This window comes from Ferrimonas kyonanensis DSM 18153 (assembly GCF_000425405.1).
In the GTDB taxonomy this organism is placed as follows: Bacteria; Pseudomonadota; Gammaproteobacteria; order Enterobacterales; family Shewanellaceae; genus Ferrimonas; species Ferrimonas kyonanensis.
The window spans coordinates 57,661-75,196 of record NZ_AUDJ01000014.1; the positions used below are offsets into that span (position 1 = coordinate 57,661).

Consider the following 17,536-nt stretch of genomic DNA (forward strand, 5'->3'; position numbering starts at 1 on the left):
TTGAACGGCAATGGCCGTTATCGAGTGATGGGGTCTGAACGTTCGAAGTCAGACAGTCGCACGTCGAGCATCTTGATGCCGAGGCGATGGACCGTCATCTTGATCAACTGGTGTTCCAGTGCCGGTGCAAACCAGAAGTCAGCCACCCGGGACTTTTTGGGGTGGGTTTGCCGCAGGTGATGGGCCCGGTAGGCGCGCCCATCAAACTCAATCTGTTCCTCTCCCAGCCATTCAAAGCGGTAGTTCCGGGTTTCATCGCCCCAGGTGTAGTCGGCATAAAGGTCCTGGCGTTGGCGTTCGACATCCAGAGCCAGGTTCTGCAGCATCGTCGCGGCGCCCTGGCTGGCCGGGGCGTGCTCCTCATAAACCAGGGGATGACCATCCTTGTTGACCGCCATCAGCCCCTCCGGGGTTCGGCTGGCTTGATAGTCATCTTGGGAGAACCAGCCGGACACCGTGGCATCGAAGGCGAGCGTCTGCCAGCGTCCCTGTTGCCAGCTGAGCAGACTGTGGTTGTCCACTCGGCCTCCGAGAAGACAGAACTTGCCCTTGCTGAGCAGTTGATACTGACCGTCGTCGATAACCAGTTGCTGCGAGCCACCACCGCAAGGCAAGCCTTTACTGGTGGCCTGATAGTGGGCGATGAAGGGCGCCGGTTGCTGGGCCTGCAGCGTCGGTGTCAGCAACAGGCCAATCAACAGCAACCGGTAGGGCGAGGGCTTATTCTTCTCTGGGATGGCGTTCAATGTAGTTCAGGGCTCGGGTTAGGGCTTCATCGACGTTCTTCTGCATCGCAACCAGCTCGTCGCTGGAGGCGTAGGCGCTGAGGTCCACCCGGTGGCGGAAATAGCGGCAGGGCATCTGGTTCAAAGTCAGGCAGAACAGGTCGGCCAACTGGCTGTCGTTATACTGTTCGGCCAGTTTACGGTCGGTGACCGTTTGTTCCAGCAGAATTTCGTAATAATTTCTGATGTCTGCATCCATGTCATACTCCTTTATTGCAGTTCCAGCGCCGCGTCGAACAGTTGCAGGTGCCTGTGGGTCAGGGCCTCTGGGTCGCGGTCGTAACCGCCGCCGATGACGCAGGCGAGCGGCAGCTTCTTGTCCAGACAATAGGATAGTACCAGCTGTTCGCGCCGACGTAATCCACTATCACTGATACTCAGGTGTCCCAACCTGTCGCGATGATGGACATCGACGCCGGCATCGTAGATCAGCAGATCCGGTTGATGAAGGCGGGTCACCAGTTGCAGTGCCTCGCCGACACTCTGCAGGTAATCGTCGTCCTGGCAGCCTTTAGGCAGGCCAAAGTCGAAGTCGGAGCGCTGCTTGCGGCTGGGAAAGTTGCTGTCGCAGTGCACCGAGCAACTGATGATTTCGGTTCGGTCCTGGCATAGGGCAGCGGTGCCGTCTCCTTGGTGAACATCGAGATCGAAGATCACCACCTTGTGGATCTCCGGCCGGAGCAGGGCCATCTCGGCGGCGATCACCAGGTCATTGAACACGCAGTAGCCGCTGCCAAAATCATAGTGGGCGTGGTGGTAGCCGCCGGACAGGTGCAGGGCGATGCCATGATCCAACGCCAACTCGGTGGTGCGCAGGGTGCCCCCTACCGAGGTCAGGGTGCGGTTGACCAGCGCCTCGCTCCAGGGGAAGCCCATCCGTTTCAGCGGCGCGGCGGCGAGGCCATTGCCGAGAAACTGTCGCAGGTATTCGGGGTGGTGACAGCGTTCAATCAGCGCCAGTGGCGCGGCATCGGGTTGGTGCCAGCGCAGCCGGTGCTGCTGCGGGTGCTGTTGTAACTGCTGGTACAGGTGCTGATATTTGGTGATGGGAAAACCGTGATTCTGTGGCAGAACCAACTGGGAATAGCAGGGGTGATAGACGCAATGGATCATGAGGCAAAAAGGGGCCGTTGCCGGCCCCTTCGGGTTACATGTTCTGGATGGCCCAGCTCATGAAGTCCTTGCGGGTCTTCTCGTCGGCTTGTTGCCACCAGTACTTCAGCATCATCTGCGGGTTGGTGACGTCGTCGCCCTTCATATTGACCGAAGGCTGAGCAGCGCCGGTGGCGACCACGGCGCCCGGTGCGGTAGCGGCGATCACTTTCTTTTTGGCTTCCTGCTCCGGGGACAGGCCCTTGTTGAGGGTGTCGAAGAGGGTTTCCTGCTTGACCGAGGTCATCTCAACTTTGTAGGTGACGGCCTGACCATTTTCCTGGGTGACGTTCAGAACTGGCTTCTGGGCGAAGGCTTTGGCCTGGTCCAGATCCCGAATCACCTCATGGGGGCGCACCTTGTACTCGCCATCGCTGTCGATGGTGATGTGCAGTAGGAAGGGGTCGGAGCTGACCCGCTGATGGCCGTCACCAAAGGGTTCTTCCACCAGATCTTTGTAGACCAGGGCGATAGTGTGCTGCCCTTTTTCCAACTCAATTTCGTCTTTATGGCTGAAAAAGTTGGACTTCACTTCCTGCCCATTGACTGCAATAAACTCAAATGACAGTGGAATGGTCAGTTCTGCAGCCAGGCTGCCAAAGCTCATTCCCCCGGCGATCATTGCCGCCAATACCGAGGCCTTATTCATCCTGTGCTCCTTTTATCTGTGCCCGCGCTTTTCAAGCTGAGCGATACGTTCTTCAATATAGGTCATAGCCTGGCGACATTGGCCGAGCCGTTTGTGGGTTGCCAGAATATCATTCTGTAGTTTGATTTTTTCTTGTCCTTGATGCAAATCCAGTTTTTGCTCAAGTTCACGGATTTTCTGCTCCAGCCGACTGGCCCAGTTCTGGTGTTTGCGCAGCTCGGCGTAGGCGCCGTTGCTGTTGCTCATCACCGATTGGGCAATCCACTGGTACTGGTTGTGGGGGCGCTGCTGCCATTGCCGGCGGCTTTTGAGCTTGGTGCCGGCCACCTGAACGCCGGTGGCCGCCATGGCCTGAGTGACCGCCTGATAGCGATCGCTGAACTGTTGACACAGGTACTCAAAGGTGGCCTCGGAGCCAGGGTGGTGGGACAGGCGCTCGAGGGCGGTCATGTCCTTGTCCATTTGAGCGATGCACTGACTCAGCGAGGCGCCGGTTTGTTCAAACAGTCCCTGATGGAAGCGATGGCTGTGGTTGAGAGCCTTTTCTGTGCTCTGATTCAGCTGGCGGTCGTAGTCCTGAACCTGCTGTTTCAGCTGGGCAAAGCGCTGGCGCAGCAGCTGCATCAATTCGCTTTGGCGACGAAAACTCATAACCAGGCTTCCAGAGCCAGCTTGCCGGCGATGATCAGCACCATGGTAATGAACACCGGCCGAATGAACTTGCTGCCGAAGCGAATGGCGGAGTGGGCGCCAATCCAGGCGCCGGCCATCAGGCAGACCCCCATGGCGATGCCAATGCCAAAGTGGACGTGTCCCAGGGCGATGAAGAACCCGAGAGAGGTGGCATTGCTGACAAAATTCATGCTTCTGGCCAGCCCGGAGGAGAGCAGAATATTCATTTTGTACAGCACCATGGAGGAAACGGTCCAGAAGGCGCCGGTTCCGGGGCCGGCAAAGCCATCGTAGAAGCCCAGCCCCAGCCCCTGAGTCCACTGTTTTACCTTCAACCCCAGAGTGCGTTCCGGGAGGCCCTTGTGTTCGTCACTGGGGCTGGGCGCGCACAGGGTATACAGGGCGATGGCCACAATCACCAGAGGCAACAGCCGGTTCAGTATGTCGGCGGAAAACTGATCCACCGCCAGGGTACCGGCGGCGGCACCGATAAAGGTGGCGACAAAGGACTTTCGCCAGAAGGAGGGGTTAAACAGTTGCTTGCGATAATAGGTCCAACTGGCGGTCAGAGAGCCAAAGCTGGCGGCCAGCTTGTTGGTGCCCAGTGCCAGGTGCGGAGGCAGCCCGGCGGTCAGCAAAGCCGGTATGGTCAGCAGGCCGCCACCGCCGGCAACGGCATCGATGAAGCCGGCGGCAAAGGCCACTGCCGACAACAGCAACATCAAGTTCAGGTCTAAACCCAGTTCAATCATTTGGCTATCAATATTCTATATGGCGACGGTAGGGGGGCAGGGAGTCCAACAGTGAACTGCCGTAGCGCTTGGTGACCAGGCGCCGATCCAGAATGGAGATTCTGCCATAGTCGGTTTCGTTTCGAAGCAGACGACCGCAGGACTGTACCAGTTTTTTGGCCGCATCGGGAACCGCCAGCTGCAAAAAAGGGTTGCCGCCCTTGGATTTGATGTACTCGGCGTGGGCCTGTTCCACCGGGGAGGTGGGAACCGCGAACGGTAACCGAGTGATGATCAGGTTAGTCAGGTACTCACCGGGCAGATCCAGACCTTCGGAGAAGCTGCTGGTGCCAAACAGGATGGAGACCTTACCATCATCGATGCGCTGACGGTGTTCGGCAATCAGCTCCGAGCGGGCCTTTTCACCTTGCACCAGGATCGGCAGCTTCTTGTGCATCCTCAGGGTGTCGGCCACCGCTTCCATCTGTCGGTAGGAGGTAAACAGCACCAGGCTGGCGGTTTCCTCCTCCAGCAGTTCGGGGATGGTCTTGATCAGCATGTCACCAAAGCGGTCGTCGCTGGGTTCAACGCTGACTTTAGGCAGAAACAGGGTGGCGCTCTGCTGGTAATCAAAGGGGGAGGGCAGGGCGGTATAGCGGGTGCCGTCGTTATTGCGCAGCCCGACCTGATGGCGGTAGTGATCAAAACTGCCCAGGGCCATCAACGTGGCCGACAACAGGGCAACGCCGGCGGCCTTGCTCCACAGCATCTCCTCCAGCATAAAGCCGATCTCGATGGGGGAGGTGCACACCAGGTAGTCGGCCCGCTGCTGATACTCCACCCGCTCTATCCAGCGCGCCAGTGGCGCGCCGCTGCTGGGGGTCTCCCGGGCCATCATCAGCCACAGCTGCGACAAGCCCTCCAGCCGTTGCAGATGAAAGCCGGTGTCGGCCACCAGAGGCTCAGCCTGCCAGCCTTTGATGTCGCCGTCTTTCACCGACTCCATCAACTGTTGCTGCAACTTGGTCAGGCGCTTCAGGGCCTGATTGGTGGCAAGCTTGAGATTTTCAGCCAGGGTGATCAGCACCGGCGGCAGTTCGCCGCCTTCGAACCGGTGCCTGAGCTCTGGATTGTCAAAGATGGCCGGATTGGCTTCGCAGAATTCCACCACCTGGCCAAGGCCATCGCCAATGGCTTCGATGTCGCTGGTAAGCTCGGTGGCCTGATTGGTGGCGCGATCACTGCGCAGTTCTCGGGCCAGCTTATGGGCAGACTTTTCCAGTTTTCCCAGCCAGTCGGCGGTGCTCTTCATATTGGCGCTGGCAGCAGAGAAGTCGCGGGTGACCTGAGGCAGGTGGTGGGCCTCATCGATGATGTAATACATGCTGTCGGGATCGGGCAGGATTTTGCCGCCGCCCAGTTCGAGATCCGCCAGCAACAGGCTGTGGTTGACGATCAACACGTCCCAGCTGTCCATGTCGTCGCGACTCTTGTGGAACGGACAATCCCGGTGGGCGGCCAGCTGTTTGTTGCAGCTGTGCTTGTCGGAACCAATCTGCTGCCACAGGTAATCCGCGACCGGCTCAGGAACACTGTCGACCTCGCCGTTCCATTTGCCGTTGTGGTAGGCCTGATGCAATCGCTTCAGCAGGGCGATGTCGGCGCTGGCCGGTTTGCTTTCCCACAGCGCCTGCTGCCCCTGCTCATTGTCGCCGGCTTCACCGGCCAGCAGTTCCAGCTTGGATAAGCAGACGTAGCGCTGGCGTCCCTTGGCCAAGCCGAATTTAAACTCCATGCCGCTGTGGCGCTGCACCAGAGGCAGATCCTTGTACATCAACTGTTCCTGCAGGGCGACGGTGGCGGTGGCGATGCAGACCTTGTTGCCGGATGCCAGTGCCTGAGGAATGGCGCCCAGGCAGTAGGCCAGTGACTTACCGGTGCCGGTGCCGGCCTGAACCACCATGATGCGGCGCGACTTTTCATATTCACCGGCCAGGGTCTTGGCGATTTCGGCGATCAGGAAATTCTGCTCCTTGCGGCGGACGAAGTTCGGGATCGCTTCCGCAATGCCGTTATAGGCCTGGCGGGTCATTTTTTTGGTTTTGTCACTGAGCATGCTGCGGCTTATATGGGGAAAGTCAGCTGTACATAATACCAGTGTTTACGTCAGAATGCCTGTATGACCGATTCAACTCCCTCCCGTGGCTGGTTATTAAGCCGCCATCAGCACAGCGGCCCTGGCGGCCTGTCATTGGTTTACTGGCTGGCAACCGATTCCGGGCCGTACCGACTGGAGGTGGCCGGGCAAGGGTTTTTGGGGTTTGTGCCCCAGCAGCAACAGGCGGCGTTGCGCCAGTGGTTGTCTCCCTGGCCAGCCAGCCAGTGGTCGCTGGCCGCCATTGAGCTGATCAGTTTCGATGGTCAGCCTCAGTGTGCCCTCTACTGTTATTCCCACAAACTGTGGCTGCAGCTGCAGAAATACTGTGCCAGCCGGGGGATTCGGTTGCTGGAGAGTGATGTGCGCAGCTGCGACCGGTTTCTGATGGAACGCCGGGTGACGGCTGCGCTGGAGTGGAAACAGGGCCCCAAGGGGGTTCAGTTAAGGCCGCTGCAGTGGCGCCCCAGCCTGAAGGTAGTGTCCCTGGATATCGAGTGTTCTCGAGACGGAGAGCTGTACTCCATCGGTTTGTACGCCGACAGCGATAAGCGGGTGTTGATGCGAGGCGCTCTCCAGCCCCAGTCGCCTGAGTATCTCTCCTGGTACTCAAATGAGAAAGCCCTGCTGCAGGCCTTACTGCTGTGGTTTGAACGCCACGACCCCGACGTCATCATTGGTTGGAATGTGGTGGGGTTTGACCTTAAATTATTGCAACGCCGGGCTGAACAGCATGGAATGGCGCTGACGCTGGGCCGAGGCCAGACCGAACCCAGGTGGCAACAGGAGGCCGGGCCGGGGCGTGGCTACGGCCTGGAAGGCCGAGTGGTGCTCGATGGCATCGACTGGCTGAAAGCGGCGTTCTACCATTATGACAGCTACGCCCTGGATAACGTTGCCCAAGCGTTGCTGGGAGAAGGCAAGGCTTGCCAGAATAGTGGTAACCGCATGGCCGAGATTGAGCACAACTTTCATCATGACCCGTTGGCGCTGGCCCATTATAACCTGATGGATTGTGAGCTGGTCTGGCGTATCTTCGAGAAGCTGGATCTGCTGGCGTTTGCCTGTAGCCGAGCCCAGTTGACCGGATTGGAGATGGACCGGCTTGGCGGATCGGTGGCGGCATTTAACAATCTCTATTTGCCTGAACTGCACCGAGCCGGCTATGTGGCTCCGGATCTGAACGAGGCCGATATCGCCCCCAGCCCAGGGGGCTACGTGATGGACTCGGTTCCCGGGCGTTACCGCAATGTACTGGTGTTGGATTTTAAAAGCCTGTACCCCAGCATTATTCGCACCTTCCTCATTGATCCCATGGGCATGGCGGCGGCGGAGTCGGCGCCGGATGAGGCCCGCATTCGCGGATTCCGCGGCGCTTTTTTCCATCGCCATCAACATCGGTTGCCGGCCATCATCGAAGCGTTGTGGCGCCAGAGGGAGTTGGCTAAGACCAATAACGATAAACCGCTGTCCCAGGCCATTAAGATTTTGATGAACTCCTTTTACGGTGTGCTGGGGGCGGCCGGTTGTCGTTTTCATGACCCCAGGCTCGCCAGTTCCATCACCATGAGAGGCCACGAGATCATGAAAACCACCCGTGCCTGGATCGAAGAGGCCGGGTACGAGGTGATCTATGGGGATACCGACTCCACCTTTGTTCATGTCGGCCAATGGGCGACGCGGGCGCAAGCCAATGGCATTGGCCGTGAGCTGGTCACCCTCATCAACCGGCGCTGGCAGCAAAAGCTGCAACAGGAGGCCGGGCTGGAGAGTGTCCTGGAGCTGGAGTTCGAAACCCTGTTTGAACACTTCTTTATGCCCACCTTGCGCGGTGCCGAAACGGGCTCGAAGAAGCGCTACGTTGGTGCGGTCGGTGACGGCGAGTCTCTGACCCTGGTGTTTAAAGGGATGGAGACCGTACGCAGCGACTGGACGCCGTTGGCCAGGCAGTTTCAACAGCGGTTGTACCAAAGCTGGTTTGAGGGGCGGCCGGTCGAGGCGTTGATTCGCCAGCAGGTGCAGGCGCTGATGGCCGGGGAGTGTGATGAGTTGCTGGTGTACCGGAAGCGACTGAGGCAGTCCCTGGAAAGTTATCGTTCCAGGGGCCCGCACGTCATCGCCGCCGAAAAGGCGAATACACTGGCTGGGCGGGCGCGTTATCACAAGGGCAGTCAAATAGCCTATATAATGACCTCTCAGGGAGCGGAACCAGCAGAAAATTGCGTATTAACGCCGGATTACGGCCATTATTTGGAAAAACAGATACAACCTATTGTTGAGCCGATATTGGCCCATTTAACGCCACCAACCACACTGGAGCGATTATTAATGGGGCAATTAGGTCTGTTTTAAAACCGGTCAATAGTTAATGCGTTGTAAAAGTTGTGCGGTTATAGTGATAACGTTTGTGATTTGAAGGTGTAAAAGGCAGATAAATTCAATCTGACCATCAAAAGTGTGATCGTGATCTATATGTGCTCTGAGAAATTCTTGCTAGTCTCGTCTGCCTTCACTGGATGAACGATGCTCGCTACGGATTGGGAGACATATTAAGAATCAGACACACAAAGGTTAGGTTAGATGAAAAAGTCACTTCTTGCAGTTGCTGTTCCAGCGTTATTGGCCGCTCAGGCTCAAGCCGTTGAGTTGTATAACGACGGTGTCAATTCCGTTTCCATGGGCGGTTACCTGGCCATTCAGCTGGATGACGCTTCAGGTGACGCAGAGATTAATGATAACTCTCCTCGCATCAACTTTGGCTTTGTGAACCAACTGGGCAATGGTTATGTCCTGGATGCCAAGCTGGAAACCTCCATCAACCTGGTTGAAGGTGGCGAGAGCTTTAAATCCCGACTGGGTTACATCGGCATCGGTCATGACGATTACGGTCGTGTGTCTGTAGGTAAACAGTGGTCTGTTTACTATGACGTTGCTCTGGTTACCGATTACCCGTACGGCTTTGCTGCCGACCACCTGGGTATCTACTCGTTCGGTAAAGACGGCGGTGAATCTGGCCTGGGCCGTGCCGACAAGGCGCTGCAATACCACAACACCCTGAGCCTGGGTAACGCCGGCGATCTGACCCTGGGCCTGCAGTGGCAGGGCGCCGACAACGGTCTGGACGATCGCATGGGCGGCAGCCTGGTCTACACCATTGGTGAGATCCGTCTGGGTGCCGCCTACTACGGTGGCGACGTTGACGGCAGCTTTGACGCCAGCAGCAGCGTGCAACTGGCCGACGGCGAAAGCCTGGAAGCGACCATCGTGTCCGCCAGCTACGGTACCTGGGGTAAAGGCCTCTACGGTGCGGTTGCCTACATGCAGGGCGACAACGTTGAAGCCGGCTACCGCTTCGAAGGTGAGTCCGAAGGTTTTGAATCCATGGTCTCCTATGGTTTCGAAAACAGCACTAACCTGTACGGTCAGTACCGTTTCGTTAAATCCGATGAAGTCATCGCTGAACTGGGTCGCAAGTTCGACGAATCTCAGCTGATCACCGGTGTGGGCTACAACCTGTCCAGCAATGCCACCGTGTACGGCGAATACAAATTCGGCCTGGGCGACGACAACGATGACAACGCATTTGCCATCGGTATCCGCTACTACATGTAATTCCTGAGCGGGTTACATAAGAAAAAGCCACCGCTTGCGGTGGCTTTTTTGATCGTGATTTTGACTTTTTGTTGGAGGTGATAGTGCCGTTTTAAAAGGGCGGTTTTGCGCCTGTTTTAATAGCGATAAAAAAATCTGACTATTTTTTATGCAGAAGTGAATTTGCTGACTATGCTTACTTTGGTTGGCGACAAACTCATGTGTTTCTTTTGTTGTGAACATTGTTTGGCAAATGTTATTGCAAATTGTCAATGAACGGATTTTGCACACTCTTGTGTCGAAATTGTTATGACTGAACAATTTGAACGTCTGTGGTGTTTTTTTGTCATTGGCTGGCCTTATGGTCTGCTTTGGCTGTGGTTTTGCAGTGCCTTTCTCTAATTATTTCTCCTTACACTTCTTTTTGAATTTCCTTTCTGTGTCCATCTCGTGATGCTGGGGTTGCGTATTTGTTGCGGCATTGATTAGTATCTTGCTTGCAACGGGGCCAGCCCCAAGCCGCAGTGTCAGATAGGAAAAACTGACGTGACGGATAAAACAATAAACACATTGATGTGTCTAGGGAGATAAACATGCAAAGCAGCATCGTTTCAAAAGCTGTTCGATTAGCAATGATTACCGGCGCTTCCGCTGCAGCCTTGACTGCTCCGGCTGTCTGGGCTGAAGAAGAAGATGTAGAGCGCATTGAGGTTACCGGTTCCCGCATTAAGCGTGCCGACATTGAAGGTGCCAGCCCTGTTTCCGTGATTACCGCAGAACAACTACAAGCAACCGGTATTGTGAAAGTTTCTGACGCACTGCAGCAGTTGAGTGCGGCTCAGGGGGGTATCACTACCGCCGTCAACAACGGTGGTGAAGGTAAGTTGTCTATCGACCTGCGTGGTCTGGGCGCCAAGCGTACTCTGGTTCTGGTGAACGGTCGCCGTTTCGTGAACTCTGGTACCGGTGCCAACGACTCTGTGGATTTGAACAACATCCCGGTTTCCATGGTGAAGCGCATCGAAGTCCTGAAGGACGGTGCGTCAGCGGTGTACGGCTCTGACGCCATCGCCGGTGTGATTAACGTTATCACCAAGAACGACTTCGAAGGCTTCGAGTTCTCCGCTCAATACGGTGAAACCACCGAAGGCGATGGTGATGAGTACGAGTTGAGCGCCACTTTCGGCTCCAACTTTGAAAAGGGTAACGTCGTTGTTAACGTCGGTTACTACAACCGTGGCGAAGTTCGCCAGGGCGACCGCTCGTTCTCCGCATGTCCTCTGTCTGAGAACGCCGATGGCACTTACTGTGCCGGTTCGGCCAACTCCATCGGCATGGGCGCCTTTGTCAACGGTAGCGAAGGCCTGGCCATCGGCTCCGACGGTAACTTCTTCGGTTACATCGGCGACACCAAGGTCAGCGATCCGAACTCCGACGATCCGGATGCCACCACTTACGAGATCTTTGACCAGGCGGGGACCGCCATCGGTCACTTGTCGGATGAGGGCGTAAGCTCCTATGAGCCATGGCTGCAGTTCGAGCCAGGCGGTGACGGTTCCTCTTCCGACAAGGGCTACCACCCATTTAGTGATGCCGACCGTTACAACTACGCGGCAGTCAGCTACCTGTCCACCCCGGCAGAGCGCGCTAACTTCTCCGTTAACGGTACTTACGAGTTCAATGATGACCTGCGTTTCATCAGTGAAAACAGCTTCGTATGGCGTCACTCCAATCAGCAGATGGCTCCTCAGCCAATCAACTACACGCTGAATAACTGGACCCTGCCAGCCAACTACCCGTACGCGCAGAACTACAGCTTCCTGCCAGACGGCATCACTGCCGGTACCATCAACCCGGTTACCGGTGAAGCGGTGACCGGTCAGGATCAACTGTGGCCTCTGCGTCGTATGACCGAGGTGGGCCCACGGATCTTCGAGCAGACCGTGTACACCTGGCGTACCGTGGTCGGCTTCGAAGGCACCCTGGCCGATGAGTGGCAGTGGGGCGTGTCTTACATGGCCGGTCGTAACGACGCCAAAGACGTCTCTGACAACTACATCAACATGGACCGTGTGGTTAAGTCCGTTACTGAAAACTGTGAAGGCGTAAGCCCAGACGGTACCGGTAACAACCCGGACGCGCCTTGTATCAATTACTTTGGTGAAGGTTCGCTGACGCCAAATGATGTGAAGTACATCGCCTACACCGACCAAGGCACCGGCTTTAACCAGCAGGAGATCATCGAAGCGCACATCTCTGGTGATGCGTTTGATATGCCAGCGGGCGCCGTCGGCATTGCTGCCGGTATCGAGCACCGCCGTGAAAGCGCCGGCTTCCAGCCTGACGCACTGACGGTTGCGGGTCTGGGTTCAGGTAACGCACAGGACCCAACCTCCGGTCGTTACGACGTTTCCGAAGCCTTCGTTGAATTAGCGATTCCTGTTGTCGCTGACGCTGGTTTCATCGAGAACTTCGATATTGAAGCGGCGGTTCGTTACTCCGATTACAGCACCTTTGGCAGCGACACCAACTACAAGATTGGTGCCACCCTGCGTACCGGTGGCGGCCTGATGCTGCGCTCTGTAGCCTCTACCGCATTCCGTGCGCCTACCGTAAACGAGCTGTTCGGTGGTCAGTCTGACTCGTACGAGAACTACGCCGATCCTTGTAGCAACGCCGATGCCAACGCCACGGTCAAGGCTAACTGTATTGCCGATGGTGTGACTCCAGGTACCCCGCAGCAGAACCAACAGACCCGTGCCAAGGTGGGTGGTAACCCAGATCTGCAGGCAGAAACTGCCGATACCTTTACCGTGGGTCTGGTGTATGAGCCAACCTTCATCGAAAACCTGAGCATGACCGTTGATTACTATGACATCGAGATTGAAGATGCCATCAGTAACGTTGACGTGAACACTAAGGTCGACGTGTGCTACAACTCCGCCAACGGTGGTGTTGACGGTACCGGTACCTTCTGTAACGACATCGGTCGTGATGCGGTAGGTCAGATTGACGGCGTTATCGCCACTCTGGAAAACGTTGCGAACATTCAAACCAGCGGTCTGGATTTCAACGTGGCCTATAACTTCGATGCGGCTGGCCTGGACTGGCGCGTAGATTACGAGTCCACCTACCTGCTGGAGTACGATTTCACTCCTTATGCCGGAGCGGATCCGTTTGACTACGTTGGTCAGGTGTTCTCCTCCGGTGGCTCCTACGTTGAGTGGAAGCACTCCTTCAACGCCGCTGTACGGGGTGACACCTGGGCCTTCAACTACCAGATGCGTTACCTGGAAGGCCTGGATCGCTTCGAAGCGGACCCTGCCAAGCCTAAGCTGGGTGACAGCACCGATGCGGTTATGTACCACGACATCTCCGGTAGCTACTTCGTCAACGATTACGTGACTGTAACCGCGGGTATCGATAACCTGTTTGATGAAGAGCCTCCATACGTCACCAACGGTATCGACGGTAACACCGATACCTACACCTACGACGTACTGGGCAGCCGTTGGTATGTTCAGACCATCGTTAAGTTCTAAGCTCTGAGCCGTCTCAGATAACAGAGCGATAGTGAAGGCCACCCTGAAGGTTTGGGGTGGCCTTTTTCATGGCTGACTGTCTGGATTTGACCGCGTTGTTCGATAGGAAAAGCCGTTATGGCTGGTATATAGTAGTGAACCTGTGAGATGACCCAGGGAGTGGGGACCACTCCGGACCAAGGTGTCTGGTCATCCGGGTGTCAGTGTTCAGGGACGTATTATGAGTCAATTACAATTATTTCCGGCTTTTGCCGTGCCAATGGCGACCGCTACTCTGGAGGGCGCCGAGCAGCTAAACCCCCAACTTAAAAAGCGCTTTTTTGAACTGGAACAGGCCGGTTTTGAAGAGACCCACACCCCGACCACCCGGGTGAATATTTTTGAAAGTAACATGGACCTGTTTACCCTGCAGGATCCTCCTTTACAGCAGCTTCGGCAGTTTTGTCTCTCCTCAATCATGTCCATTGTCGCCAGCACGACCCGTAAGAGTGCCGATGAGATGCGACAGTTGAAACTGAAAAACCATGCCTGGTTTCACATTACCCGCAAGCATGGCTACATCGCCTACCACAACCATCCGCTGGCGTCCTGGTCGGCGGTGTATTACGTCGATGTTGGCGAGGCCAACCCGGACTACCCCGAGTCCGGGCAGATTCGGTTTTTTCATCCCAGTTCCTCTAATCAGATGTTTATGGACGCGGGAAACACCAGCTTTTCAGCACCTTTTCATCAAGGAACCCTCTCTTTTGAACCAAAAGCCGGCCAGTTGCTGATTTTCCCCTCTTATCTGATGCACGAGGTGGCACCGTTCATGGGGGAAGGTGAGCGAATCTGCGTGGCAATGAACTGCTGGTTTGAGTAGGCGCTGATGTTGATGGTGCCCCCTGGCTTCAGACCGAAGCACAATAAGTTATTCGAATCGCGATAGCTTTGAACCGGTGACTGCCGGTGGTTAAGGACGACAGTGGTTGCACGATTTTGGGCCGTTTTCTGAGCATCTGTGGACGCAGAAAGGAGTCGCTGGCTACCCAGGGCCTCTGTTCAAAGCTGATGCCAACACCGGGATAAAACTCTGCCCGAACCTGGGGTGGAAAAATTTAGTTACATCAACAGCTAACTATGAGGTGACGTTATCGATTCATCATCATCAAAGATGGTGAAATCCCGCTCTCAAACGGCGATGTTGATTTCGTTTATGTAAACAGATTTGATGGAGTCATCATCTGGGCATAGGGGTATGGCGATACATTATCCTGCTAAGGGGTGGGTCTGGGCGCAGTATAATCCAATCGCAACGGACTATTTTTTGAGGAAAAATAGGGAAAAATCCCGTTTTGAGCGAATATTGCTCAATCCTTTTTGTTTACACAATCTTAGTGCCCTGCGAGTGTTAGTAACACGGTTGACACACCTTGGTAAACTGTGGAAAGATGCGAGTGCGCTCACCTTTATATAGGAAAAGAGAGCAAGGGATATATAAAAAATAGACCAATAAAGTAGGACTGGCTCTGGCGCAATGCTTAGCGAACACACTGGAAATTGAAGTGTTCAGAGTCGCAAACTCACAACAAGACTGGTTGGGAACTATGTCCGTGATTAGTAAAAGAACCGCACTAGCAACTGCCTTTGCAATGACATTGGCAGGAACAGGCGTCGCTTCGGCAGCCGATTTGGCTGGCATTCAGAAAGCTGATGCCCAAATTCAACAAGATGCAGTTAAGTCTCAGAAGAAGATTAACAAGCTGTATGACCAAGCTCAGGACATGCTGTTCGACTACCGCCTGGTTGTTGACGAGTATGAAACCCTGAAGTCTTACAACGATTACTATGCCGGTCTGGTAGCGGATCAAGAAGCCAACATCGCTTCTCTGCAAACTCAGATTGGTGGTATCGAGAAGACCAAGCAAGGTGTTATTCCACTGACTTTCAAGATGATTGAAACCATGGACCAGTTCGTTGAACTGGACGTGCCTTTCTCCATCGACGAGCGTCGTGCCCGTGTGGCCCGCCTGAAAGAAGTGATGGGTGACTCCAACGTTTCCACTGCGGAGAAGTACCGTTTGGTTCTGGATGCGTACCAGATCGAAAACGAGTACGGCAACAAGATGGCCGCTTACGAAGGTAAGTTGAACATCGAAGGCAAAGAGCTGACCGTGGATTTCTTCCACCTGGGTCGCGTGGTGTTCCTGGCCCAGTCTCTGGACCAGAAGAACGGTTGGGTATGGGATAATGCATCCCGCGGCTGGAAAGCCCTGCCTGATGAGTCCATGCGCAGCGTTGCCAACGCAATCAAGATGGCGCGTAAGCAAGCCGCTCCTGATCTGCTGAAATTGCCTGTTCGTACCGCGGAGGGAGCAGAATAATGAAAAAGTTAATCTCTACCGCTATGGTAGCGGCCGCCCTGTCTTTCAGTGGTGCCGCCCTGTCTGCCGAAGCGCCGAAAGCCGTGTCTCTGGATCAACTGCTGAACCAGGTTAAGACCGAGCGTCAATCCGATGCCAAGCTGAACAAGAAGCGTGAGTCCGAGTTTACTTCTGAGCGTGCCGATAAGGCGGCGCTGCTGAAGAAAGCCAAGGCGCAACTGGCTGCTGAAAAGCAACGTGGTGAAGATCTGGTTCGTCGCTTCAGCGACAACGACCAGACCATCAACCAGTTGAACAAGGACCTGGAAACCGCCAAAGGTGACCTGGGTGAGATGTTCGGTGTGGTTCGTCAGGTGTCCAACGACACTGCCGGCCTGATCGATGCTTCTCTGATCAGCGCTCAGTACCCTGGCCGTGAAGACCTGATGTTCAAACTGGCTCAGGCTAAAGAACTGCCTACCATCAAAGAGCTGGAAGAGCTGTGGATCTCCCTGCAAACTGAGATGACTGAGTCTGGCAAGGTGGTTAGCTTCAACGCGCCGGTTACCGATTCCAACGGTAACGTGTCCGAGCAGAAAGTGACCCGTGTTGGTCCCTTCACCCTGCTGGCCAACGGCGAGTACCTGAGCTACAACGCCGAGACCGGTACCGTACTGGAACTGCCTAAGCAGCCAGAAGGCTTCAAGGTTGCGACCGTTAAGAAGTTCCTGGGCGCGGGCGCCGGTGAAGTCACCGACACCTTCGTGGATCCTTCTAAAGGCGCACTGCTGGCGGTGTACACTCAGAAAGCCTCTCTGGAAGAGAAGTTCCACCAGGGTGGCACCGTGGGTTACATCATTGCAGCCCTGCTGGCCTTTGGCCTGCTGATTGCCGTATGGAAAGTGGTTTCCCTGACCGCAACTTCTGCCAAGATTCGTTCTCAAATCAAGAACGTGGATAACCCAGGTAACAACCCTCTGGGCCGTATTCTGAAGGTTTACAAAGAGAACACCAACGTTGACGTTGAAACTCTGGAACTGAAGATTGACGAAGCGATTCTGAAAGAAACTCCGAAAATTGAACGTGGTGTACCACTGATTAAGGTACTGGCGGCCATTGCTCCTATGCTGGGTCTGCTGGGTACCGTAACCGGTATGATCAAGACCTTCGAGAACATCACCCTGTTTGGTACTGGTGATCCGAAGATCATGGCCGGTGGTATCTCCATGGCTCTGGTTACAACTGTTCTGGGTCTGATTGCAGCACTGCCTCTAATTCTGACTCACGCTCTGGTTGCCGGCCGTGCTCGCGCGGTAGTGGATGTACTTGAAGAGCAAAGCGCCGGAATTGTAGCAGCACACGCTGAAACAAGGAGCAAGTGATATGCTTTACCTGATAGAGCTCTGGGAATCTGTCAGGGACTTCATGGCAACAGGCGGTGACGTTCTCTGGCTTGTAGCAGGTGCCCTCTTTTTGATGTGGGTACTGATGCTGGAACGTTACCTCTACCTCAGCTTTGTGTTCCCTAAGGTGCGCAAAGAGGTGGTAGACAACTGGCACGCCCGTGAGGATAAAACCTCCTGGCATGCTCACCGAATCCGTGAAGCATGGCTTTCCCAGGCCAAAGAACAGTTAACTGCCCGAATGGGACTTATCAATGCGCTGGTGGCCATCTGTCCAATGCTCGGCTTGCTCGGTACCGTTACCGGCATGATCGCAGTATTTGAAGTGATGGCAGTACAAGGCACAGGTAACCCCCGCTTGATGGCAGGTGGTATCTCGATGGCAACTATTCCGACTATGTCGGGCATGGTGGCAGCACTGTCAGGGGTATTCTTCAGCACCAGGCTGAACGCATCCCTGAAGGTGTCTGCTGAGAAACTGCAAGATAGTTTGTCACACCACTAGAGAGAGTTT

General features: G+C 55.3%; 14 protein-coding genes. 7 read left to right on the top strand and 7 right to left on the bottom strand.

From position 1 onward, the window contains the following. Positions 1 to 17 precede the first annotated feature (17 nt). The 7 genes from H598_RS0106105 to dinG are packed head-to-tail and all read right to left on the bottom strand — an operon-like array spanning position 18 to position 6,105. The gene (locus H598_RS0106105; RefSeq protein WP_084144348.1) at positions 18 to 746 is read right to left on the bottom strand and encodes a DUF3108 domain-containing protein; all 729 of its coding nucleotides are present in this window, start codon (positions 744 to 746) and stop codon (positions 18 to 20) included. Next, positions 721 to 984: a late competence development ComFB family protein gene (locus H598_RS0106110; protein ID WP_028112223.1), complete on the bottom strand. Its 264-nt coding sequence runs from the start codon at positions 982 to 984 to the stop codon at positions 721 to 723. The genes H598_RS0106105 and H598_RS0106110 overlap by 26 nt, the downstream gene beginning before the upstream one ends. Before the next feature lie 11 nt (positions 985 to 995). Beyond that, positions 996 to 1,898 carry a histone deacetylase family protein gene (locus tag H598_RS0106115; protein ID WP_028112224.1) on the bottom strand — a complete coding sequence of 301 codons (903 nt, stop codon included), beginning with the start codon at positions 1,896 to 1,898 and terminating at the stop codon, positions 996 to 998. A gap of 34 nt (positions 1,899 to 1,932) precedes the next feature. Beyond that, positions 1,933 to 2,586 carry a YccT family protein gene (locus tag H598_RS0106120; RefSeq protein ID WP_028112225.1) on the bottom strand — a complete coding sequence of 218 codons (654 nt, stop codon included), beginning with the start codon at positions 2,584 to 2,586 and terminating at the stop codon, positions 1,933 to 1,935. Positions 2,587 to 2,598: 12 nt separating this feature from the next. After that, positions 2,599 to 3,237 carry a primosomal replication protein gene (locus H598_RS0106125; RefSeq protein WP_035415548.1) on the bottom strand — a complete coding sequence of 213 codons (639 nt, stop codon included), beginning with the start codon at positions 3,235 to 3,237 and terminating at the stop codon, positions 2,599 to 2,601. After that, entirely contained in the window at positions 3,234 to 4,010 is a 777-nt protein-coding gene (locus H598_RS0106130) for a TSUP family transporter (RefSeq protein ID WP_028112226.1), read from the bottom strand. The genes H598_RS0106125 and H598_RS0106130 overlap by 4 nt, the downstream gene beginning before the upstream one ends. Before the next feature lie 7 nt (positions 4,011 to 4,017). Continuing rightward, the gene (dinG, locus tag H598_RS0106135; protein WP_028112227.1) at positions 4,018 to 6,105 is read right to left on the bottom strand and encodes an ATP-dependent DNA helicase DinG; all 2,088 of its coding nucleotides are present in this window, start codon (positions 6,103 to 6,105) and stop codon (positions 4,018 to 4,020) included. Between the two features lie 63 nt (positions 6,106 to 6,168). Here dinG and H598_RS0106140 point away from each other — a divergent pair, with 63 nt between their 5' ends. The 7 genes from H598_RS0106140 (at position 6,169) to H598_RS0106170 (ending at position 17,527) form a co-directional block, all read left to right on the top strand. After that, the gene (locus H598_RS0106140) at positions 6,169 to 8,496 is read left to right on the top strand and encodes a DNA polymerase II (RefSeq protein ID WP_028112228.1); all 2,328 of its coding nucleotides are present in this window, start codon (positions 6,169 to 6,171) and stop codon (positions 8,494 to 8,496) included. 228 nt (positions 8,497 to 8,724) lie between these two features. Then, positions 8,725 to 9,756 (top strand): porin, encoded by a 1,032-nt coding sequence (locus tag H598_RS0106145; RefSeq protein WP_028112229.1) that lies wholly within the window; start codon positions 8,725 to 8,727, stop codon positions 9,754 to 9,756. A gap of 572 nt (positions 9,757 to 10,328) precedes the next feature. After that, positions 10,329 to 13,277, top strand: a complete 2,949-nt coding sequence (locus tag H598_RS0106150; protein ID WP_028112230.1) for a TonB-dependent receptor plug domain-containing protein — start codon at positions 10,329 to 10,331, stop codon at positions 13,275 to 13,277. 220 nt (positions 13,278 to 13,497) lie between these two features. After that, positions 13,498 to 14,139, top strand: coding sequence for a TIGR02466 family protein (locus H598_RS0106155; protein WP_028112231.1), 642 nt, complete (start codon positions 13,498 to 13,500; stop codon positions 14,137 to 14,139). A gap of 724 nt (positions 14,140 to 14,863) precedes the next feature. Then, complete coding sequence (locus H598_RS0106160; protein WP_028112232.1) at positions 14,864 to 15,640, top strand: DUF3450 domain-containing protein; 777 nt, start codon at positions 14,864 to 14,866, stop codon at positions 15,638 to 15,640. Further along, entirely contained in the window at positions 15,640 to 17,001 is a 1,362-nt protein-coding gene (locus tag H598_RS0106165; RefSeq protein WP_028112233.1) for a MotA/TolQ/ExbB proton channel family protein, read from the top strand. Before H598_RS0106160 ends, H598_RS0106165 begins: the two co-directional genes overlap by 1 nt. A gap of 1 nt (position 17,002) precedes the next feature. After that, positions 17,003 to 17,527, top strand: coding sequence for a MotA/TolQ/ExbB proton channel family protein (locus H598_RS0106170; protein ID WP_028112234.1), 525 nt, complete (start codon positions 17,003 to 17,005; stop codon positions 17,525 to 17,527). The last annotated feature ends 9 nt before the right edge of the window (positions 17,528 to 17,536 follow it).